General features: G+C 37.2%; 19 protein-coding genes. 15 read left to right on the forward strand and 4 right to left on the reverse strand.

The window, feature by feature from the left end; all coding sequences use genetic code 11:
* Positions 1-17: 17 nt before the first annotated feature.
* From bioD to bioA, 3 genes are all read left to right on the forward strand, one after another.
* Positions 18-632 carry a dethiobiotin synthase gene (gene bioD / locus PZ898_RS03610; protein ID WP_277694815.1) on the forward strand — a complete coding sequence of 205 codons (615 nt, stop codon included), beginning with the start codon at positions 18-20 and terminating at the stop codon, positions 630-632.
* Positions 632-1,615 (forward strand): biotin synthase BioB, encoded by a 984-nt coding sequence (gene bioB, locus PZ898_RS03615; protein WP_062669547.1) that lies wholly within the window; start codon positions 632-634, stop codon positions 1,613-1,615. The genes bioD and bioB overlap by 1 nt, the downstream gene beginning before the upstream one ends.
* 278 nt (positions 1,616-1,893) lie before the next feature.
* Positions 1,894-3,186 carry an adenosylmethionine--8-amino-7-oxononanoate transaminase gene (gene bioA / locus PZ898_RS03620; RefSeq protein ID WP_277694816.1) on the forward strand — a complete coding sequence of 431 codons (1,293 nt, stop codon included), beginning with the start codon at positions 1,894-1,896 and terminating at the stop codon, positions 3,184-3,186.
* Positions 3,187-3,287: 101 nt separating this feature from the next.
* Here the strand turns inward: bioA and PZ898_RS03625 are convergent, their stop codons facing one another.
* Both PZ898_RS03625 and PZ898_RS03630 read right to left on the reverse strand, forming a co-directional pair.
* On the reverse strand, positions 3,288-3,842 hold the full coding sequence (locus PZ898_RS03625) for a hypothetical protein (RefSeq protein WP_062669542.1): 555 nt from the start codon (positions 3,840-3,842) through the stop codon (positions 3,288-3,290).
* 59 nt (positions 3,843-3,901) lie between these two features.
* Complete coding sequence (locus PZ898_RS03630; protein ID WP_120231132.1) at positions 3,902-4,216, reverse strand: helix-turn-helix domain-containing protein; 315 nt, start codon at positions 4,214-4,216, stop codon at positions 3,902-3,904.
* A 92-nt stretch (positions 4,217-4,308) separates the two neighbouring features.
* Here PZ898_RS03630 and PZ898_RS03635 point away from each other — a divergent pair, with 92 nt between their 5' ends.
* Both PZ898_RS03635 and PZ898_RS03640 read left to right on the forward strand, forming a co-directional pair.
* Complete coding sequence (locus PZ898_RS03635; RefSeq protein WP_277694817.1) at positions 4,309-5,073, forward strand: MBL fold metallo-hydrolase; 765 nt, start codon at positions 4,309-4,311, stop codon at positions 5,071-5,073.
* A 61-nt stretch (positions 5,074-5,134) separates the two neighbouring features.
* Entirely contained in the window at positions 5,135-5,842 is a 708-nt protein-coding gene (locus PZ898_RS03640; RefSeq protein ID WP_062669536.1) for a YetF domain-containing protein, read from the forward strand.
* 12 nt (positions 5,843-5,854) lie between these two features.
* Here PZ898_RS03640 and PZ898_RS03645 read toward each other — a convergent pair whose 3' ends face one another.
* The gene (locus PZ898_RS03645; RefSeq protein WP_277694818.1) at positions 5,855-7,060 is read right to left on the reverse strand and encodes an MFS transporter; all 1,206 of its coding nucleotides are present in this window, start codon (positions 7,058-7,060) and stop codon (positions 5,855-5,857) included.
* Between the two features lie 71 nt (positions 7,061-7,131).
* Between PZ898_RS03645 and PZ898_RS03650 the strand changes: the two genes are divergently transcribed.
* The 10 genes from PZ898_RS03650 (at position 7,132) to PZ898_RS03695 (ending at position 21,347) form a co-directional block, all read left to right on the forward strand.
* Positions 7,132-7,914 carry an AraC family transcriptional regulator gene (locus tag PZ898_RS03650; protein ID WP_277694819.1) on the forward strand — a complete coding sequence of 261 codons (783 nt, stop codon included), beginning with the start codon at positions 7,132-7,134 and terminating at the stop codon, positions 7,912-7,914.
* 581 nt (positions 7,915-8,495) lie between these two features.
* Positions 8,496-9,104, forward strand: coding sequence for a hypothetical protein (locus PZ898_RS03655; protein WP_277694820.1), 609 nt, complete (start codon positions 8,496-8,498; stop codon positions 9,102-9,104).
* A gap of 84 nt (positions 9,105-9,188) precedes the next feature.
* Positions 9,189-10,364 carry an MFS transporter gene (locus PZ898_RS03660; protein ID WP_277694821.1) on the forward strand — a complete coding sequence of 392 codons (1,176 nt, stop codon included), beginning with the start codon at positions 9,189-9,191 and terminating at the stop codon, positions 10,362-10,364.
* Between the two features lie 2 nt (positions 10,365-10,366).
* Positions 10,367-11,131: a siderophore-interacting protein gene (locus tag PZ898_RS03665; RefSeq protein WP_277694822.1), complete on the forward strand. Its 765-nt coding sequence runs from the start codon at positions 10,367-10,369 to the stop codon at positions 11,129-11,131.
* 66 nt (positions 11,132-11,197) lie between these two features.
* Positions 11,198-11,767 (forward strand): Crp/Fnr family transcriptional regulator, encoded by a 570-nt coding sequence (locus tag PZ898_RS03670; protein WP_062669523.1) that lies wholly within the window; start codon positions 11,198-11,200, stop codon positions 11,765-11,767.
* Positions 11,768-11,900: 133 nt separating this feature from the next.
* A complete protein-coding gene (locus tag PZ898_RS03675; RefSeq protein WP_131797460.1) occupies positions 11,901-12,263 on the forward strand; it encodes a hypothetical protein in 363 nt (120 codons plus the stop codon).
* A gap of 201 nt (positions 12,264-12,464) precedes the next feature.
* Positions 12,465-16,802, forward strand: a complete 4,338-nt coding sequence (locus PZ898_RS03680; RefSeq protein ID WP_277694823.1) for a CusA/CzcA family heavy metal efflux RND transporter — start codon at positions 12,465-12,467, stop codon at positions 16,800-16,802.
* Between the two features lie 7 nt (positions 16,803-16,809).
* A complete protein-coding gene (locus PZ898_RS03685; protein ID WP_277694824.1) occupies positions 16,810-17,961 on the forward strand; it encodes an efflux RND transporter periplasmic adaptor subunit in 1,152 nt (383 codons plus the stop codon).
* Positions 17,962-18,212: 251 nt separating this feature from the next.
* A complete protein-coding gene (locus PZ898_RS03690; protein WP_277694825.1) occupies positions 18,213-20,021 on the forward strand; it encodes a hypothetical protein in 1,809 nt (602 codons plus the stop codon).
* Positions 20,022-20,402: 381 nt separating this feature from the next.
* Positions 20,403-21,347, forward strand: a complete 945-nt coding sequence (locus tag PZ898_RS03695; RefSeq protein ID WP_277694826.1) for an aldo/keto reductase — start codon at positions 20,403-20,405, stop codon at positions 21,345-21,347.
* A gap of 165 nt (positions 21,348-21,512) precedes the next feature.
* On the opposite strand, the gene PZ898_RS03700 is transcribed toward PZ898_RS03695, so the two are convergent.
* A complete protein-coding gene (locus tag PZ898_RS03700; RefSeq protein WP_216444584.1) occupies positions 21,513-23,360 on the reverse strand; it encodes a chloride channel protein in 1,848 nt (615 codons plus the stop codon).
* Positions 23,361-23,413: the final 53 nt, after the last annotated feature.

Below are 23,413 nucleotides of genomic sequence, written 5' to 3' on the forward strand. Positions count from 1 at the left end.
ACCCCGAATCTCAAAACATGAAATTATTTATAACAGGAATAGGAACCGAAATAGGAAAAACAGTTTGCTCAGCCGTTTTGGTTCAGCATTTTAAAACAGAATACTGGAAACCGATACAATCAGGAGATCTGCACTATACAGACAGTCATAAAATTGAAGCATGGACAGATACCAACTTTTGTCATCCGGAAACTTACCGTTTACAACTGGCTGCATCACCACATCAGTCTGCAAGAGAAGAAAATATAACCATCAATCTGAATGATTTTCAACTCCCCAATACAGCAAATCCTCTGATTGTAGAAGGAGCAGGAGGGCTTATGGTACCCATATCAGATACTACTTTCATGATAGATCTTATTGAAGAATTAAACATTCCGACAGCATTGGTAGTCAGAAATTATTTAGGCTGCATCAATCATAGCCTGCTATCAATTTTAGCTTTACAACAGAGAGGAATTAAGTTGGAATATTTAATTCTTAACGGAGATTTCCCCAAAGATACAGAAAGAGTGATCTGCAGTTTTATTGAAAAAGAAACAAACATTATAAAGATTCCCGAAATCAACAGTACAGATAAGGAATCTATACAACATGCTGCAAAGCAATTAACAATAACAAAAATAGGATAATGGATACAAAAACAACATTGAGAAATAACTGGACTAAAGAAGAGATCGAGGAAATTTATCACCTTCCTCTAATGGAACTGATCTATAAAGCAGCCACAGTACACCGCGAATGGCATGATCCTTCCGAAGTACAGATTTCAACATTATTATCTATCAAAACCGGCGGATGTCCTGAAGACTGCTCCTATTGTGGGCAGGCAGCCCGTTATCACACGGATATCAAAGTACAGGCTTTATTACCTACAGAAACTGTAATTGCTCACGCCCAAAAAGCGAAAGATTCAGGATCTTCAAGATTCTGTATGGCAGCAGCATGGCGTGAAGTTCGTAATAACCGCGATTTTGACAGGGTGATTGATATGGTAAAAGGAGTCAATGATCTTGGCCTTGAAGTTTGCTGTACATTGGGAATGCTTACCGAAGAACAGGCGATCAGACTTCAGGAAGCCGGATTATATGCGTACAACCACAACCTTGATACTTCTGAACAGTATTATGAGGAGATCATCTCTACCAGAACTTTTGACAACAGGATCAATACGATCAACAATGTAAGGAAAGCAGGAATCACAGTATGTTCCGGAGGAATTATCGGACTTGGTGAAACGCATAGAGACAGAATTTCAATGCTTTTAACATTGGCAACAATGCCAAAACATCCGGAATCCGTTCCAATTAATGCATTAGCAAGGGTAGCGGGAACACCATTAGCGGATAATGAAAAAGTAGATACGTGGGAAATGGTAAGAATGATTGCCACAGCAAGAATCGTAATGCCATCTTCTATGGTGAGATTAAGCGCAGGACGTATAGAAATGACCGAAACAGAACAGGCATGGTGCTTTATGGCAGGAGCCAATTCCATTTTCACGGGAGAAAGAGAAACTTTACTGGTAACACCAAATCCAGGAGTTTCTGAAGATATGCAGATGCTGCAGACCTTAGGATTGAAACCTATGATGAAAAAAGAAACATGCTGCTAGTAAATTATAAACGATAAATAATGAGTGATGAGCTGGATTATTGGTATTATAGTGCTTATTATAAAACTGGTTTTTGAACTTTTATAAACTGCTCTATAAGTTGGAAAACGCAAAGGCGCAAAAGCTTAGTAAGCAATATTTTCTTGCGTCCTTAAATATCACACGCAATCTATGATAAAACTTTGCGTCTTTGCGATTAATACAACATTTACGCCAACATATTCAACTAAATTATTGTTAAATCCATCTCCATCACTTATTACTTTTTAGATCAATATATGAATACATTAACCAAAGAAATCAGTCTGCAGGAGAGAGATAAAGCGGTGAACTGGCATCCGTACACGCAGATGAAAACAGCTGATGATGCCATTCCTATTGTAAAAGGAAAAGGAATTTATCTTTATGATACCGAAGGAAAAAAATATCTGGATGTCGTTTCATCATGGTGGGTAACATTGCACGGCCATTCTCATCCTTATATTGCGCAACGTGTTTTTGAACAGTTGAATACACTGGAACAGGTGATTTTCGCAGGATTTACCCATGAGCCGGCAATACAGCTTTCAGAAAATTTACTGAGACTTCTGCCTGATAACCAGGAAAAGGTCTTTTATTCGGATAATGGCTCTACCGCAGTAGAAGTTGCTTTAAAAATGTGTATTCAATATGCATACAATACAGAGAAAAAGAAGACAAAGATTTTAGCTTTTAAAAATGCGTATCACGGAGATACTTTCGGGGCTATGTCTGTAAGTGGAAAAAGCTTTTGGACAAGACCTTTTGAAAGCATGCTGTTTGAAGTTGTTTTTATAGATACACCCAATGCAGAAAATCTGGAAAGTCTGCGGAGACAGATTAAAGAATTAGCGGATGAGGCGGCTTGTTTTATCTATGAGCCATTAGTTCAGGGGGCTGCCGGAATGCTGATGTATAAAGCTGAAGACCTAAGCCAGCTAATGAAATTCTGTAGAGAAGAAGGCGTTCTCATGATCCAGGATGAAGTTTTTACAGGGTTTGGAAGAACAGGTAAACTTTTCGCAGCAGATTATCTTACGGAAAAGCCGGATATTATGTGTTTTTCAAAAGGATTGACAGGAGGAACGATGCCTATGGGAATTACAACCTGCTCCAATGAAATTTATGAGGCTTTCCTTTCTGAAGACCGTTATAAAACCTTATTTCACGGGCATTCGTTTACAGCTAATCCTCTAGCCTGTACCGCGGCACTTGCCAGTATGGAATTACTATTGACAAATGAAACTCAAATGAATATTAACCGCATCACTCATCAACATTCAGAGTTTGTGAAAGTACTTGCTTTGCATCCTCATGTAGAAAAGGTTCGTCAGATCGGAACTATTTTAGCGTTCGATTTTAAAACCGGGAATGATACTTCTTATTTCAATGAAATAGGGAAGAAGCTTTACAATGAATTCTTACAGAGAGGGATTATTATGAGGCCGTTAGGAAATGTAATCTATCTGGTTCCTCCTTATTGTATTACATCGGAAGAATTGGATTTTGTCTATCAGAATATTACAGAGGTTCTGGATCAGTTTAGAGAATAAAAGATCCGGTCCGGTAATAATTATTTTTAATTTTTTTAATATACCTTATAGGTTTCCAGGACCTATAAGGTTTTTATGTTGAATGCCAGTGCCGGTATTTTTTAAATATCCTGTTCTGATTTCTTCAAAATAGCAATCAATTCTTTTAATTCATCTTTATTGAATTCCAGCAAGTTCTGATTAAAATGATTGGATGGAATTTTGATATAATTCACCCATGAAGAAAGTTTTTCACGATAAACACTTCCGAATTCAATATTACTCATCGTTACAAACTTATATCTGGTTTCCTGGCCAGCCTTTTCGTTTTCTTTCTGTTCTACCATCTGAAGAGCCTGAATCAGTTTTCCCAATTCATTTTTGTCAATAGTAAGTGTCTTTTTGGAGATTTCATCAAAGGTTTCATATTCATACATAATTCCAAGAAAAGTATCCGATGAATTGTCAGAAATATCTTTCGTTACAATTTTTTGAATATTCAGGTTTTTAAATTTACCTAAATTGATGATTTTCTTTTCAATTAATGTTCCTTTTCTTGAATTGACAGTTAGGCCGCGGGATGTTGTGTTGGATCTTTGAATCGTTGGTGGTGGCACTATCTGTGCAGTTACCCATGTGCCTATTGCGCAGGAGATCAAAATAATGATTCTTTTCATTTGTAAAAAATTGTTATTAGTTTTTTTTTCAACACTATATAAAATATTTAAAAATAATTTTATCCCAATTCATTTCCCCATGAATGAAGTTCGGAAAGAATAGGTCCCAGTTTTTGTCCTTTCTCTGTTAATTTATAATAGACTTCCGGTGGGAAATTATAAACTTCAATCCTTTCAATAATAAGGTCTTCTTCCAACTGTTTCAGCTGTTCTGCCAATACTTTCTTGGAAACCCGGGGCATATTCCGCCAAAGTTCTACAAAACGTACCCGATCTTCTTCAAAAAGATTGTGCAGGATCAGAGGCTTCCATTTCCCTGAAAGAATATTCAGGCTTTTTCTTAATCCACAGTTTTTAAATTCTTCGAAATTCATAACACAGTTGAATATTTGTGGTTAACCTTTTGGTAACCTTCGATTGTTTTACCCTCATCGGGTAATAGCTTTGTTCTACAAACATACTCAAAATGAAATTACAATTATGGCGCAATGCAACATTGCTATTAAATATTGATGGAATTTCCGTCCTTGTAGATCCTATGCTGGGTGAAAAAGACTCTATGGGGAAAATACCTATGACGGACAGTGAATTACTGAACCCACTTACAGATCTGCCTTTTAATAAAGAAGAACTAAATAAAAGATTAAAAGAAATTGATGCTGTTGTCGTCACCCATCTTCATCCTGATCATTGGGATCCTGCAGCCGTCGGACTTCTTGATAAAAATATTCCGATCATCTGTTCGGATATTATTGCAGACCACATTGCTGCACAGGGATTTACCAATATTATTGCTGTGAATAATAAGATTCAGTGGAAAAATATTGAGATATCTGCCACGAAAGGACAACATGGAACCGGAGAAATAGGAGAAAAAATGGGTATCGTAAATGGTTTTGTTTTTAAAAAAGAAAATGAATCCGTTTACATAGCAGGAGACACGATTTGGTATGATGAAATTGCATCAGAAATTGACAAACACCAACCACAGCACATTATTGTTGCCGGAGGAGCCGCCACTTTCTCTGTGGGAGATCCTATTATTATGACCAGTGAAGACATTGTAAAGGTCTGTGAATATGCACCGGATTCTACTGTTTGGGTAACCCATCTGGAAGCGGTAAGCCATTGCAGAGAAGACCGGAAATTTATTCAGGGAAAAATAACAGAAAAAGGACTCGAAAATCAATGTTTCATATTGAAAGACGGAGAAGAGGCGAGTTTGAAATAGATGTGAATAAATAACAGGAGTTATGGCTTATTTTTTGAATATTTCCTGATAAATAATTTATATGCTGTCAGTTTTTCTCTTAAATCTTGATTGGAAAGAATTATTATTGGGACACGAAGAATGGTCTTTTCTCTTGGAGATCATTCTTCGTACCATGATTATGTTCATTGCCATCATCATCGGACTTAGAATTTTAGGAAAAAGAGGGGTAAAACAACTCTCAATCTTTGAATTGGTAGTCATTATTGGCCTGGGATCGGCAGCAGGAGATCCTATGTTTAATAAAGATGTTGGAATTATTTCGTCCCTTATTGTTTTTATTGTTATTATTCTTCTATATTCTATTGTGACGCATTTTATCGGAAAAAGTAAAAGTTTTGAAAATCTGGTGGAAGGAAAATCCATCTGCCTGGTAGAAAATGGAGAATTCTCCATTAAAAACTTTCAAAAAGAAAACCTTGGGAGTGACGAATTCTTTGCAGAGCTGAGACTAAAGGGAATTTCGCAACTTGGCCAAATTGAAATGGCTATAGAAGAAATATCAGGAGAGATCAGCGTATTTTTTTTAGAAGATGAATTTGTAAGATATGGACTTCCTATTATGCCAGGCTCATTACATAATCCGTTACGATATATTCGTGAGGAAAGACATTACTCTTGTATATTCTGTGGGTATACTGAACATAAAAGAGAGGGTAATGCCGGACGCTGCCCGAAATGCCAAAAAGAAGAATGGGTAGCATCCAGCAATAAAAGACGTGTCACCTGACCTTTGACTATCCTAATCCTCAACATATTTATTTCTCGCTGCTTTCAATCCAAAATACAGCATCAGTATTACCGCACAGCTTAACAAATAGAATGAACTGTTCCAGGAAGTATCCCAATCATGCAGTTTTCCAAACAATGGAGGCCCGAACGCTGCAATCAGATATCCTACAGACTGAGCCATTCCTGATATCTTAACGGCATTGATACTGCTTTTCGTTCTTGTAGAAAAGAAAAGAATTGACAAACTGAAAGATAACCCATTAGAAATACCAATTATCACCGCATTCCCATAAATCCACTGAGATTTCAGGAAGACAAACATCAGAGTACTTCCAAACATCAGGGTACATATAAAAAGGATCATAAGTCTTTGGTCTTTCATTTTACTGGCAATAATCGGACAGCAGAATGTCACAGGAATCATGGTAATCTGAATGACAAAAAATACCCAGCCCGAACTTTCTCCCTGCATATGAAAGTCAGCAAGAAAGGAAGGAAGCCATGCTACCAGGCAATAATAAAATAAAGACTGCAATCCCATAAAAATACTGATATTCCATGCCTGGGCAGATTTGAACATATTAAAATCTGAAGTACTGAGCGCTGTTTTAGGTGGAGCCGGATTTCTTTTGTTAAATATGAATTCCAATGATAAAACAAGGAAACCCAATGCGGCAATCACCAGCCATATTCCCAGAGAGCCTTTCCATCCAAAACCTGTCAGTTCTCCTATTTTCACGCTGAATCCTGAAGCTAAAGCTGCTGTAAGATTCATAGATACCGCAAAAATTCCTGTCATAAGACCAATCTGCTTTGGAAAATTATTTTTAACGTATCCGGGAGTAACCACATTTCCAATGCATATTCCCAAACCAATGAAGATAGAACCCAAAAACAAAAGCCATAGAGATCCGGTGATTCGCAAGAATAATCCAAAACTTAGAATAATCAGAGAATACATAAGCAGTTTACTGATTCCAAACTTATTGGAAAATCTGCTCACCAGTACAGAACAGGCGGCAAACATAAACAGGGGAATAGAAGTAAGCAGACTCACCTGAAAATTATCCAGTTTCAAAGCCTCCCTTACTTCTCCAAGTACAGGAGCAACCGCCACAATCGGTGAACGGAGATTGCTGGAAATAAGTATAACTACCAGAACATTAATAATTAATAAAACATACGAAGCATTCTTTTTTACTTCATTCTTCATCATAATAAAAACTTTTGTACAAAATTAGCACAGTAATTTTGTTTAATTTTGCCAAAGTTTTAACCTAAAACGACATGAATGCTAATGACAGTATAAAAATAGATGAACTGAAAAAGCCTTATTTTGTATGGTTTGAAGAAAACTGGGTGCATGATAATGTTCTGCATCACCATCAGAAAGGGCAGCTCGTGTATGTAGAGAGTGGTTTCCAGTATATTACTATCGAAGAAAAAATCTATCTCCTCCCTCAAAATCATGCCGTATGGATCCCACCAAATGCAGTCCATAAAACCAATTCCCATTCTGAAAAGATCAAACTGATGATCATGTTTGCGGAGATCAGTATCCAAGAATCTTTTTATCAAGAAGTGAAGGTATTTTCTGTTCCTCCGGTTTTAAAGGAAATGATAAAATATGCAGAGAAATGGTCTAAGCTGATGACTCCGGATCATCATGAAAGCTTGTTTCTGAAAGCATTGTTCAACGAACTTCCACGGTTTGTAGAACATTCCCTGACTCTTCATATCAGTCTTCCCAAAGATAAACGCCTTGCTAAAGTCATAGAACATCTCCACAGTCATTACCGAAATGAGATCAAAATGGAAGACCTGAGTGATACAGCACTTTTATCTTTCCGTACTCTGGAGCGTATTTTCAAAAAAGAAACAGGTCTTACTTTAAGCAAATATCAGCAAATGCTTCGTATCATCAAGAGTCTGGAATATTTGAGTTCCGGAAATCTTACCATTTCAGAAACAGCTTATGAAGTAGGGTACAAGAGTGTTCAGGCTTATACCAGAAGTTTTTATTCTGTGATGAAATTCAGGCCCACTGATTTTATTAAAACCATTCAATAGTTTTTTTAATCTTTATGAAAACAGTTTGAAATTATTAAAAAAGGGGAGTTATTAACATTATAAAACTTCGTACATTCCTTTAAAGAAAAGCAATCAACTGAATTAAATAAGAAAATATTTCACATTTCGCCCGTTTTTTTCACTTCATTAGTCAATATTCAATTATGATATTGTTGAAAATAAAAAGGTCTCCACGGATGGAGACCTTAAAAAAACACAAATGATGAAAAAAAATTATTTCGATTCACAAATATAAACAAAAATCATGTTATGCAAAACACTATAAGTTTATTTTTTTTAAAAATTATTGATTTTTCCTAAAAGTAATTATTTCCTAAATCTTCCTTGTTTTCTTTGAGATTCCGAAATCAGCAATATATAAACCTCTCCTGATAAAGATAATTCGCCATTTGAAGAATTGTACGCATGTTTTTTAAGCAAAATAAAGAAATTTCAAAAAGTGAATTATTATCAGTATACGACTTTATAAAGGTAATAATTAAACACACGCTTAACTATTTTGTGATCCTACTCATAAATTCTGAAAGTTTTTTGTACTACTTTGGATAAAAACCTGTCATATGAGTCCAAAGATATTTAAAGGAGTTCCTGCACAAAAGTTCGGTGGCTTCCATGATACGGAAAGCAGAAAAGTTTTTGACCAGGATCTGATTCCGAAAAAGTTTAACCTATTAAAAGAAAGATTCTTTTCAGTTAATAATTGGGAAAATTATACCGGAAAAGCTTTCGCTGCATTTAAATTATATGATTTTAATGGGAATCCTGCAGACCGAGAACCTCAAAAAGGAGATTTTATCAGGATTGATATTCCTGGTCCGGGAGAACCTGAGGCTAAAGGGTATGATTGGGTAAAAATAACAGATATCTGCTTCTATCAGGACAGTTTTTCTGAAAGTATATCAATCACATGCAGACCTTCGATAAATCCTCAAAATAAAAAAAGTCGTCATATTGCCCATTTTTATAGTTCTGCAGCCAGCTCAACTTTTATGATATCCCGCAATATAGCTTATTTAAAAGCAGCCGTATACGGACGAAATGAAAGACCCAACTGGAACGCAAAACTTCCGGATGTCATCAGAAATCTTGCTACTGCTATAGGCGGAATGCTGGGAATTGCAAAAATACAGTGGAAACAACTTACGGATAGTTTTCTGGATTTTGATTAATGCCGTTCTTCCTTTTTTGATCTAAGTCAAAGTTTTTTATCTGTTGTACCGGGACCTTTGCACCCGAATATTTTAAACAAATTTATGAGTACAACATTAAAAAAAGGACAGACTATTAATTTCTATCAGGCAACGGCTCCTATTATCATTTCGGTATTTTCAGTTTACCTTACCATAGGAATTGCGTTGGGAGTACTTCCCAGGTTTGTTCAGAACACGTTGGGTTTTGACAGCATTATTGTAGGACTTGTGATTGGTCTGCAATCATTGTCAACACTTTTAACCCGTGCCTATTCCGGAAAAATCACAGATACCAGAGGTGCTAAGAAAAGTAAAATGTCCGGCGTAATACTGGCTGTTATTGCAGGAATTGCTTATGTCCTGGCGGTATTATTTCAGACTCAACCGATTCTGGCACTTGCTTTTCTCTTATTGGCAAGAATTATTCATGGGATTGGTGAAAGTTTTCTCGTTACAGGAGCATTAACGTGGGGAATAGGTCTTGCAGGACATTCCAGTTCGGGAAAAGTAATGACCTGGAATGGTATTGCCATGTATGCGGGAATTGCAATCGGAGCTCCCATCAGTATCTGGTTAAGTAAAGAATACAATATTTTTCCTGCTTTTCTTCTTATTGCCTTACTTCCGCTGGTAAGCTGGCTTTCCACGGCAAAACTTCCTTCTATTCCCGTAGATAAAGATCATGTAAGAATGCCTTTCTACAAAGTAATTGGTACCATATCGGGTCAGGGTCTGAGCCTTGCTTTTTCATCAATGGCTTTTGGATGTATTGCTTCTTTTATTGCCTTGTTTTTCTCTCAAAAAAATTGGGGTGATGCTTCTCTTGCCTTTATGATCTTCGGAGCATGTTATGTGCTGACCAGAATTTTATTTGCTTCTTTTCCGGATAAATACGGAGGATTTACAATAGCCTTGATCTCTCTGATTATCGAAGTGGCAGGACAAATGCTGATCTGGACCTCTGCCTCCAAAACATTGGCTATTATCGGATGTGGATTGACGGGAGTAGGATTTTCATTGGTCTTTCCTGCATTGGGAGTTCTTGCCATTCAACAAGTAAAGCCCCAGATGAGAGGAACAGCACTAGGAGCCTATGTCGCATTTGTTGACCTTTCATTAGGATTGGCAGGTCCTATAGCAGGATTAATTGCCGGGTGGTTTGATTATCAGACTGTATACCTGTTCGGAGGAATCAGCTGTGTCATTGCAATGATTATTTTACTATTTAACAAAAAATAAAAATGGAATATTCCCTAATATATCAAGTAAAAGAAACGAAAAAAATACGTTCTGTATTTACCGTTAAAAAGAAACTCTTTATTACACCGCATTTAATCCGTGTCATATTTAATATTGATAAAAAACAGACTGAACTATTGGCTAACGTTAAGTCAGGATCTAATAATAAAATATTTATACCCGCTGAAGAAGAAAACGTAGCTCTCATCAGAACGTATACCAACAGAAAAATTGACCTTGAAGAAAAGGAACTGAGCATTGATTTTGTAGCTCATGGTGACAACGGACCAGCTTCTGCATGGGCATTGAAGGCCAATCCAGGTGATGTATTGGAAATAGGAATGAAAGAAAGCACAAAACCTTTAATTCCGGATGCTGATTTTTATCTGATGGCAGGAGACGCAACGGCTCTGCCTGTGATTTGTGCCATCGCAGAACAGTTTCCTTCCTACGTAAGAGCAAAAATAATATTGGAAGTGGCAGGTAAAGAGGACGAACTGATCTTATGTTCGGCAGCAGATTTATCTGTAGAATGGCTGCACAATCCTCATCCTGAGCAGGGAAGCATGCTTGCCGAAGTGGTGAAATCTGTTCAGTTTCCATCAGGTGTATTGAAAGAATATGTTTACATCGCTGCAGAATATACTACTGTACATGAGCTTCGCACCTATTTTAAAACAAACCTGAAATGGGACACCCAAGCCCTATACGCCTGTTCCTATTGGAGAGCAGGGCAACCGGAAGGAAAAACTTCTGAAAGCACTTAAGAAGCAGGAATAGCAATAAGTTTTTAACATATTTATTGCTACATTTGCAGTGACTGATTTAAATAAATGGAAGACGTATTAGTTTCATATATTAAAAGCAAAATATCAATAACAGATGAAGAATTGAAAGTTATTCTTTCTTATTTCAAACCTGTCAAATTAAAAAAGAACGAGCTTCTCGTTACCAATGTTCATTCTCCCAAAAAAACATTCTTTGTTGTAAAAGGCTGTTTAAGGATATTTTACATTAATAAGGAAGGGCAGGATTCTACAAGATATTTTGCTTTTGAAAATCAGTTCGCTACAGCACTTCATACCTTTATTACTTCGGAACCTTCTGATGAACTTCTTCAGGCAGTAGAAGATTCAGAGGTCTATTATATTACCCATCAGGATTTTTATCATTTATTGGACATTATTCCTCAATGGGAAAAATTTTACAGAATTTATATTGAAATTGCCTGTATTGCCAACACTAAAAGGCTGATGTCTTTTATGGTGCAGGATGCTCTTGAAAAATACAAACAGTTACTGGAAGAAAATCCGATTATTGTACGCCGGCTTTCCAACAAACTGGTGGCTTCCTATCTTAATATCTCACAGGAGACACTGAGCAGACTGAAGTCAAGGCTTTGATTTTTTGTTTGATAAACCTAACATTTTTACGAAGAGTTATTATTTATTTAAACTGCTTTTAAACTGGCTAAAATTCTCAAAAAATTAATACTAAAGCCCATTCAGAAAAAATTTAAGCCCTATATTTGCACTCATGTTAAAATGGTTCTCCATATTATGTTCAATGATGTATGTGCTGGCTACCACCAATGCGGGGGAAGTACTTAAAGTGCCTATGTTTGTGGAACATTTCATGGAATACCATGGAAGCTTTTCAGAATTTGTAATGGAGCACTATGATAACCACAAAGAGGATTCAGACTGGGATACCGATCAGAAACTGCCGTTTATCAATCCTCCTATCGTACTTACCGTACACGCACAGCTTCCGGAGCTTTCATTCGAAATAAAAAAACCTAAGGAAATTACTGTTTCAAAGAAAAGCAGTATTTACAAGGAAAAAGACTTTTCCAACCAATACCTTTCTCAGATTTTCCAGCCACCGCGGCTTTCTTAATCGACTTCACATTGAAAATTAATGCTTTATATTCTTATCTAAAGCAGTGAATTTTTGTTACATATCAATTAATTCGTAATGCATTGTATTGATGCTTAAGCCTTAACCAAAGAAGTTACAAATGCATGTTTTGATACTTTAAGTTTTGGGAGCATTTCAGCTTTTATAAAGCATTCCGAATTACCATTAATCGTTTTTTCCATGTTAAATAAAATTATTGAGTTTTCTGTAAAGAATAAACTCATCATTGCTCTGTTTACTGTGGCTCTCATCCTCTTTGGAGTCTATGAAACCACTAAACTTCCTATTGATGCCCAGCCGGACATCACCAATAATCAGGTTCAGATCATTACTACTGCTCCTTCATATGGTGCAGCAGATATAGAACGTCTTGTTACGTTTCCTATCGAACAGGCTACCAGCAATATCAGCGGAATTACAGAGCTGAGAAGTTTCTCCCGTTTCGGACTTTCATTAGTGACGGTAGTTTTTGATGATCAGACGGATGTGTATTGGGCGCGTCAACAGGTTCAGGAACGGCTGCAGCTTGTTCAGGACAATATCCCTGCCGGAATCGGTAAACCGGAATTAGGACCTATTTCAACAGGGTTGGGAGAGATTTTCCAATATGTGGTAAGAGCCAAAAAAGGATACGAAAATGTATATGACGAAACAGAACTGAGAACCATTCAGGATTGGGTGGTCAGAAGACAGCTTTTGGGAACAAAAGGTGTGGCAGATGTAAGCAGTTTCGGAGGAAAACTGAAACAGTATGAAATTGCCATTAATCCTAATAAATTACAGGCATTTAACATCAACATCAATGATGTTTTTGCAGCACTGGAAAAGAATAACCAGAATACCGGAGGTGCATATATTGAAAAGAAAGAAACCGTTCTGTTTATCCGCAGCGAAGGACTTGTGGGAAGTACGGAAGATATTGGAAGCATTCAGGTAGCGGAAACTAAAGAAGGAATTCCTGTGCATATTAAAGATGTAGCGTCTGTCAAGATCGGTTATGCGACAAGGTATGGTGCTATGACCTATAATGACACCGGAGAAGTATCCGGAGCAATTGTTCTGATGCTGAAAGGAGAAAATGCCAATGTCGTTATCGGAAATATTAAACAAAGACTGGAGAAAATCCAGGAATCATTACCGGAAGGAGTGGTGATTGAGCCTTTCCTTGATCGCGCTAAAATGGTGAATAATACCATTAGTACTGTAAAAACAAACCTGATGGAAGGGGCTTTGATCGTTGTTTTCATTCTGGTATTATTTTTAGGAAATTTTAGAGCAGGATTACTGGTGGCTTCCGTTATTCCTTTGGCCATGCTTTTCGCCATTATCATGATGAATATTTTCGGGGTTGGAGGAAATCTGATGAGTCTTGGAGCGCTGGATTTCGGTCTTATTGTAGATGGTGCTGTCATTATTGTGGAAGCCGTGCTGCATCAGCTTGCTCATAAAAAGCACTTTGGGAAAGACAATATGCTCACCAAAAAAGAAATGGATGATCAGGTTTCAGGCTCTGCGACCAAAATGGTTAACAGTGCAGTTTTCGGACAGATTATTATCTTAATTGTATATCTTCCGATTTTTACCCTGCAGGGAATTGAAGGAAAAATGTTTAAGCCTATGGCTCAAACTGTTGCCTTTGCCCTGATCGGAGCATTTATTCTTTCCCTGACTTATATTCCGATGATGAGTTCTCTGGTATTAAGCAGAAAGAAAAAAGAAAAAGAAAACATCTCGGACCGCGTCATGGGTAAAGTGGAAACCGGACATCAGCAATTACTGATGAAAGCTCTTAAATTCAGAAAAACTATCATCATTGGTGTGCTAATCCTGTTTGCAGGTGCTGTTTTTATCCTTTCCAGAATGGGTGGAGAATTTATACCATCTTTGGAGGAAGGCGACTTTGCTGTCGAAATGAGAATTCTTCAGGGAAGTAATATCAATGAAACCAAGAAAGCCACTACACAGGCGGCGCATATTCTTTTAACACAGTTTCCTGAAGTAGAAAAAGTAGTCATGAAAATTGGAAGTGCAGAAATTCCCACGGAACCAATGGCAATGGATTCCGGAGATATGATCGTCGTTTTAAAGCCTAAAAAGGAATGGACCTCTGCAACGACATTTTCTGAGCTTTCTGACAAAATGAGCAAAGCTTTAAGCATTATTCCGGGGCTGACAACCAGTTTTCAATTTCCTGTACAGATGCGTTTCAATGAGCTGATGACCGGAGCAAGGCAGGATGTAGTCTGCAAGATTTATGGTGAAGACCTGGACAGCCTTGCCGCCTATGCAAAAAAGCTGGGAAGCATCATCAACACCGTAAAAGGTGCTCAGGATCTATATATCGAACCAGTAGTAGGTGCTCCGCAGGTTGTGATTGATTATAACCGTTCGGAACTTTCCCGATACAATATTTCAGTGGCGGACATCAACAGGGTAATTAATATGGCTTTTGCAGGGCAGACCGCAGGTGCTTTGTATGAAGGCGAGAAAAAGTTTGATATCGTTGTCCGCATGGATAATGAACATAAAAAAGATATTACCAGCATTCAGAATCTTTTGGTTCCAACTTCTTCAGGAGAACAGATTCCTTTGTCACAATTGGCTAAAGTAGAGCTTAAAAACAGTCCGAACCAGATTCAGCGGGAAGATACTAAAAGAAGGATTATTGTAGGTTTTAATGTGAGAGGAAGAGATGTCCAGAGTATTGTTGAAGAACTTCAGCAAAAAGCAGATAAAAACCTGAAACTATCACCAGGATACACTGTTTCTTATGGAGGTGCTTTTGAAAACTTAAATGAAGCCAAAGCCAGACTGGGAATCGCAGTTCCTATTTCGTTAGTAATGATTTTCCTGCTCTTATTCTTTGCTTTCGGTTCTGTAAAACACAGCTTGTTAATCTATACTGCTATTCCATTATCTGCGATAGGAGGGGTGTATTTTCTGGCATTGAGAGGAATGCCTTTCAGCATCAGTGCAGGTGTAGGATTCATTGCATTATTTGGAGTTGCCGTACTTAATGGAATTGTTTTGATATCAGAATTTAATCGATTGAAAAAGAATGGAATAGCCAACACCAGCAGAATTGTACTCATAGGCACAAAAATCAGGCTTCGCCCGGTCTTAATGACGGCTTTTGTGGCTTCTCTCGGATTCCTTCCCATGGCCATCAGCAACGGTGCAGGAGCAGAAGTACAGAGACCTCTGGCAACGGTGGTGATCGGAGGATTAATGCTTGCCACTCTTTTAACCTTGTTTGTCCTTCCAATTTTATACGTCCTCTTTGAACATATTAATAAAGATAAAATGAAATTCTCAAAAAAAACCAACTATAAAAAACTGTCTGTTTTCCTGTTGTTAATATCCTTTGGAACTTATCAGGCTCAGGAAAATATTACCTATGATCAGGCTTTGGAAAAAGCATACCAGCAGAATGGTACTCTTAAAAATTCAAAATTAGTCTCAGAGTATCAGGAAAAACTGAAATCCAGTTATCTGGATATTCCACAAACGGAAATTACCGGAGGATTTGGCCAGATTCAGGGAGAGGAAACGGATAATTCATTCGGAATCACTCAAAGATTCAGTTTTCCAACGGTGTATTCAAAAAGAAAACAAATGCTGGATGCCGAATGGTCTGCCAGTGTCATCAATCAGAATCTGACCAGGGCACAGCTTACCAAAGAAGTAACAAGTGTTTTCTACAGGATACTGGTGCTTCAGGAGAAGAAAAAAGTGCTGGAATACATCAGCCAGCTTTACAATAATTTTGCAGATAAAGCCGGATTAAGATTAAAAAAAGGGGAAGCCAATATTCTGGAGGAATCCACCGCAGAAATCCAGAAAGAACAGATCAAAGTACAGTTGAATACGTTAGAAAACGACGTGAATATTGCAAAACTTCAGCTTCAGTTATTACTTCAGTCAGAGGTTCCGTACCAACCAGTTGCCGATCGTCCCACGGTGAATATCGGACTTCAGATTTCAGAAGAAATGGTACAACAGCACCCTGAGCTTCAATATCTGCAGCAGCAGATCAAAGTAGGAGAGGCAGAAGTACAGCTTGAAAAAAGCAGGCTGCTTCCGGATCTTCTTATAGGATACACCAATCAAAGTATGAAAAACATCAATAATAATCGGTTCAATTCGGTTCAGATAGGAGTAGGAATTCCACTGTTCACCAAAGGACAGAGAGCTTTGGCAAAGGCAGCACAGGCAAAAATAGCCATCTCCGAAAATCAGTACCAGAGAAAAGAAATTGAACTTAAAAACAGATTGAAACAACAGTTGACTACCTATATGAACCAACAGCAGATCATTGAAAATTATGAACAAAAACAGCTTCCAAAATCCGAAACTATTCTAAAAACGGCTCAGAAACAGATGGAGGTAGGAGAAATAGATTATCTGGACTGGGTAATCCTGGTGAATCAGGCCGTAAAAACCAAAGCAGATTATATTGATCAGCTTGAAAAACTGAATCAGATCGGAGCGGAACTTCAATTCTTAATTTCAAAATAATATCAACATGCATTTCAAGAATATATCCCTATACAGCTTGGTTTTCATCCTTACTTTATCTTCATGTTCTAGAAAAAATGAGGAGGAAAAAGCGGTGTATGAAAACACGAAATTTTCTAAGAACGACAAAAACTCCGTTCATCTTACAGAAAAACAGATTCAGTCTGTAGGATTAACTACAACCAGTATTCAGAACAGGAATATGGAAAAACTGGTGAGATTAAACGGAAAGGCAGAAATTGCACCATCGCATATCAGTTTAGTTTCCAGTATTATGGGTGGACATATCAAATCGATCAATGTCATTAATGGAAGTCATTTCAGCAAAGGACAAGTGCTTGCAGTAGTGGAAGACCCTCAGTTTATACAATTGCAGCAGGATTATCTGGTGACCAAAGCTCAGCTCGAAGCGGCAAGACTGAATTTCAACCGTCAGAAAGATTTGAATACAAGCAAAGCCAGCAGTGACAAAACCCTACAGACTGCTCAGGCAGATTATTCTACTTTGAATGCTACTTTAAAAGGACTTGAGGAAAAACTGAGAATCATCGGAATTAATGCCAAAGGTCTGACTACCGGAAATATCAGAAGTAAAATCAACATTTATGCTCCTTTTACAGGTTTTGTAAGTAAAATTCTTGTGAATAACGGGCAGTATATCAACCCGGCAGATACATTATTTGAGCTGATTAATCCAGCTGGATTACTTTTAGAATTAAAGGTTTTTGAAAATGATGTGAATGATGTAAAAGTGGGGCAGGAAATTCTGGTGTACAACAATCAGAATCCGGATGTGAAATCAAATGCTAAAATTGTCAGCGTAGTTCCCAGTATTGAAAACGGAGGTTCTGCAACGGCAATTGCCAGATTATCTTCTGTGAATACTGAATTTGTAAAAGGAATGTACATGAATGCCGAAGTGAATATCAGCAGTCGTTATACAATGGGACTTCCTAACGAGGCTGTAGTGTCTTTTGAAAATAAAAATTATGTTTTTGAAGATCTTGGAAAATCCAATTACAAAATGATTCCAGTGGTCACCGGAATTGCTGACGATCAGTTTACGGAGATTGTAAAAGCAGATGCTTTAAAGGATAAGAAAATTATACAGAAAGGAGCCTACAGCCTTCTGATGATGCTTAAAAACAAAGCAGAATAATTAAAGTGAAATCATAAAAGTCACAAAAGCTTTTGTGACTTTTGCGGTTAGAATAAAACAGACAAGAAGAAAAGATCAGTTATTCAGCTGATCTTTTTTATTTTAAACAATTCAAAAAAATGACATTTGACATGTTTTCAATAATTAAAATACTATTTGACGCATAATTCATTTTAAAATAATATTTTTAAGAAGTGAATAGTTGTAAAGGATTTCTAGATAAATAATTAAAAAAATTTTATCAAAACTTTATGACACAAAAACCTTTGCACAATTTCCATATTCCGGTAATGGGACTGGCTTACACCATAGACAGCCCGATTCGTGTTGCCCAGTATGGAATTTCTTCCGTCATCTCTATTATTGATGATGAAATCCTGGAAAAAATGAAGAACTTTTACAATAAAAAGTTCAATCTCAACTATTTCGGGATCTCAGCAAAAACAGAAGATTACAGAGCAAAAAGAGTTACCGCTTATCTGGATATGGTAGATGATATCGTGAATGAAAAATTTGAATCTTTCAAACAGGAAATCAGCAAAAACAAGGAAGCTTTGAAGGAATTCATGGCTATGCTTCCGAATACTTCAGATCTAAAAAACAGCCTTCAAAACCTTGTCAATCAAAAAGATAACTGGAGTTCCAATATCAAAAACTTTATCGAATCGAATTTAAAACCGGGAAGTATTGATGTCAATATCATGACGAAAGTAGATAAAGACAACTATCAGAATAATGAACAGCTTCCTGTAATGTATAACGATGCGCATGCTTCACTGCGTGGATTTGCCAAAAGTAAGCTATCATCATCAATGGTTCTTTCTGCAGGCATGAATCCCCGTTTGTACAGCTACATGGAAGAGTTTGAAGATTTTTTCCCGGACGAACACGGAAACATTAAAAAGAAAATTATCCTTAAAGTAAGCGATTTCCGTTCGGCTATGATTCAGGGAAATTTTCTGGCTAAAAAAGGATTATGGGTTTCAGAATACAGAATAGAATCCGGACTGAATTGCGGAGGCCATGCATTTGCTACTGAAGGAATGCTTCTCGGGCCTATCATGGAGGAATTCAAGCAGAAAAAAAACGATCTGATCCAATCAGCTCACGCCTTAATGACAGCTGCTTTGGAACAAAAAGGGAAGCATGTAGTTTCCGAACCTTTAGAAATGAAAATTACCGTTCAGGGTGGAGTAGGAACTTCTGAAGAACATGAGTTTTTATTGGCTAATTATAATGTAGACAGCGTAGGATGGGGTTCTCCGTTTCTACTGGTACCCGAAGCAACATCGGTAGATGCAGAAACCAGGAATTTACTTGTACAATCAAAAGAGCAGGATTTCTATCTGAGCAATATTTCGCCATTGGGAGTACCTTTCAATACTGTAAAAGGTACATCTAATGAAGTATTGAAGTTTGAAAAAGAAGCAAAAGGGAAATATGGAAGTTCTTGTCCTAAAAAACTTCTCGCACTAAGCAAAGAATTTTCTCCGGAAGGAACCTGCACCGCTTCCAGAAAGTTTCAGGATATCAAACTGAAAGAGCTTTACGAAAATAAAGATACATTCACTGAAAAAGAATTCAATAAAAGAAAATCCGAAATTACCGATAAAGCCTGCCTTTGTGTAGGACTTGTGAATGCAGCATACATGGAACAGAACCTTGAAATCAAAGGTGAAAAGCAAGGCGTTGTGATATGTCCGGGACCTAACATTGCCTTTTTTGATAAAGAAGTTTCTCTTTCGGAAATGGTAAAACATATCTACGGAAATACCAATATCCTTTCAGATAACCAACGTCCGAATATGTTTATTAATGAATTAAAAATGTATGTGGATTATCTGAGAAAGGAAATCACCGAATCCACTGCACAGATTACCCATTCGCACACAAAAAAATGGAATGCTTTCAGGAAAAATGTTCTTGAGGGTATCGAATATTATCATGAGCTTTTTAAAGCATCACCATTCTTCAGCAACGGTTTGTCAACCATTCATCATCAGTTACAGGAATATAAACTTCAGCTTATCGCTATTGAAATTCCTCAGGTTGAAAAATAACCGTATTTTTAATTGATAGATAATAAAAACAGCTTTTACATCGCTGTTTTTATTTTTTTTGTCACTAAGGAATTCACATGTATTTTTGTTAGAAGCGGCAAAGGTCTAAGAACATTTCAACTTTAATCAATGTAAGATTTTCAGAAAGAGATATAAAAATAAATAGTATTCAATTGTATCGGAGATAAAATTTTTGCGTCTTAAAACAGTTAGCTTTTAAATTATTTGCGCCTTTGCGCTTTTCCAACACATTCAAGTAATAAAAAAACTTAGGAAACATCAGCATTCCCATTTATAATAACTATGGCTGGAATGGTCATTTTGAATATTTTCCGGACTTAATATTCCCTACCTTAGAGGTCACTTAGTAAAATTATTTTTATGGAAAAAAGAAAAATCAAAAACACCGATTTAACGATTGCACCCATCAACTTCGGAGGAAATGTTTTTGGATGGACATTGGACGAGAAACAGTCTTTTGATATACTGGACCGCTTTGCTGAAGCAGGATTCAATTTTATAGATACTGCAGATACCTATTCATGGTGGGTAAATGGAAAAGGCGGACAGTCTGAAGAGATCATCGGAAAATGGATGAAGAGCAGATCTAACCGTAATGATATCGTTTTAGCTACGAAAGTAGGCTCAGAAACGAAAGAACATGGCTATGATATCAGCAAAAAACATATTCTTAAATCTGTAGATGAGTCTCTGCAAAGACTTCAGACGGATCATATTGATCTCTATTATACACACTTTGATGACAATACTACTCCTGTAGAAGAAACTCTTTCTGCTTATGATGAGATCATTAAGGCTGGGAAAGTACGTTATATTGCGGCTTCCAACTTATCTCCGGAACGTTTGAAAGCATCATTTGAAGCTGCAGAAAAGAATAGCCTTCCTAAATATGTTGCGTTACAGCCTCATTACAATTTAATGGAAAGAGAAGGATTTGAGCAAAATTATGCTCCTCTGGCAGAGCAGTTTGATTTAAGTGTATTTCCTTATTGGTCTTTGGCAGCAGGTTTTTTAACGGGTAAATACCGTGATGAAGCAGATCTTTCAAAAAGTGCTAGAGGAGAGGGCGTAAGAAAATACTTAAATCCTAAAGGACTGGAAGTATTAAAAGCGCTGGATCAGGTAAGTGCAAAGCATCATACAACGCAGGGAACCGTTTCTCTGGCATGGCTGTTATCTAATCCTCTGATTACAGCACCCATTGTAAGTGCTACCAGTGCTTCCCAGCTTGAAACGGTCTTCAATGCACCAAAACTTGTTCTGGATCAGGAAGATATTGAGCTGTTGAATAAGGCGAGCAACTAAATTTTTCAACTTTCATTACAGATTAAAAATTAAATCCGTTCATTGCTGAACGGATTTTTTATGATTCAATGGCGAAAACCACCCCGTCAAAAATTCTTTGAATTTTCGCCACCCTTCCGGAGGAGGGGAATGGAGTTCTTCAGTTGTGATATTCTTCTCTCAATATTAATCGGAATATTCCTTCAGAAGCTGTCTGTAGCTCATTAATATTGAGGATTTTGAGATAAAACCGATGAAATCATTGGTATCACTTACTACAGGGAGATTCCATACACCTGTATCATCAAAGGTCTGAAGAATATCCAGGGGTTTATTTTCACGGTGAAGAACGGCAGGCGGTGCTTTCATGATCTGGGTAACCGTCTGGGACGTTTCGATTTCTTTGTTAAAAAGATAGGGCCTAATGTCATCCAGCGTCAGAACTCCTTTGAGCTTTCTGTTCTCATCCACAACGGCGAAAATATTTTTATTACCATTCTTTACCATTTCAAACAGTTCTGTAACAGAAGCATTCTGATTGATCGTTTGCGAATATTTATCAATAAAGTCTTCGGTTCTTAAAGCAAACAGAAGGTTTTTGTCATGTTTATTTGTGAATATTTTTCCTTCATCTGCCAATGATTTCAGTTCAGGAGAAATCGGGGAAAACCACTTTGCAATGAGATAGGATATGATGGAAACTATCATCAGAGGAATAAACAAATCATATCCGAAACTTGATTCTGCGATCAGAAAAATAGCGGTAAGAGGAGCATACAGAACTCCACTCATAGCACCAGCCATACCTACGAGGACAAGATTAGTCATCGGAACATCTGTAAAACCAATATGCTGACAAATTAATGCAAATAAGTAGCCTAAAGTTCCTCCTGCAAAAAGAGAAGGAGCAAAGTTACCTCCATTTCCACCACTGAATATCGTAAATGAGGTGGCAAAGGCCTTTAAAAGCAATACCAGAACCAAAAATATGATAATGGTCCAGTCTCCGATCTCAAAATACCTGAAAAAACTATTTTCAATAATAGAGTAGGTATTTCCATTGGTGAAAGCTTTTACTGTTTCATATCCTTCCCCGAACAAAGGAGGAAAAAGTACGCATAACAGGGAAAGTACAGCTCCTCCGAACATCGCTTTACGCATTCTTGAAAGCTGAAGACCTTTTATAAAATGTTCTACTTTCTGAGAAATAATCACAAAATAGCGGGCATACAATCCTGTAACAATCCCTAAAATAAGATAATACGGAACATTTTTATAGTTGAAAGGGTCTCTGGTATAAAATCTGAAAAGAACATCTTCCTGAAGCAAAATCCTTGATAAAAGACTTCCGCAGACCGCAGCAACGACCAACGGAATGAAATCGGTAAAAACCACTCCGGTTAAAAGAATTTCAAAGGCAAACATAATCCCCGCAATAGGAGCATTGAAAGCAGACGCAATCCCGGCAGTAGCTCCTGCAGCAAGCAATAAAGTACGTTCTTTATAGCTCAGTCTGTACGTTTGGGCATAGTTTGAACCAATAGCGGCTCCGGTAACGGCAATAGGACTTTCCAATCCTGCAGAACCTCCCAATCCTACGGTAACAGCACTTTGTATCACCTGAGAATACATTTTAACGGAAGCTACGATACTGGAATTCTGTGCAATTTCGTATAAAATAGCTCCAATACCTTTACGATCCTGACCTTTAAACAAAGTTAAAACGATCATCGTTGTCAGAACAATTCCTAAAAAAGGAAAAACAATATAGAATAAAATCTGATATTCAAAATGAACTTTATTGGTAATGAAATAATGGATATTATGCACCAGTGTTTTCAGGATAACTCCCGCAAGACCAGCTGTGCAGCCCACAAGAATTCCGGAAAGAACAAGAAATTGGTTTCTGCTCAGCCTGTTGTTCAGCCAATGCAGAATAAGCTCATAACTGCGTGCTTTTTCCAGTCCGTATTTCTGGAAATCTCTTTTAAATTTAAGGAAACTGAGGTACTTTTTTTTGTTGTGAATTTTCACCTTGGAAATATTTTAACTATCATCAGATTGATACAGTTCTGTAAATTTATGAA

Origin of the sequence: Chryseobacterium sp. WX (assembly GCF_029542485.1) — a bacterium.
Lineage (GTDB): Bacteria > Bacteroidota > Bacteroidia > Flavobacteriales > Weeksellaceae > Chryseobacterium > Chryseobacterium cucumeris.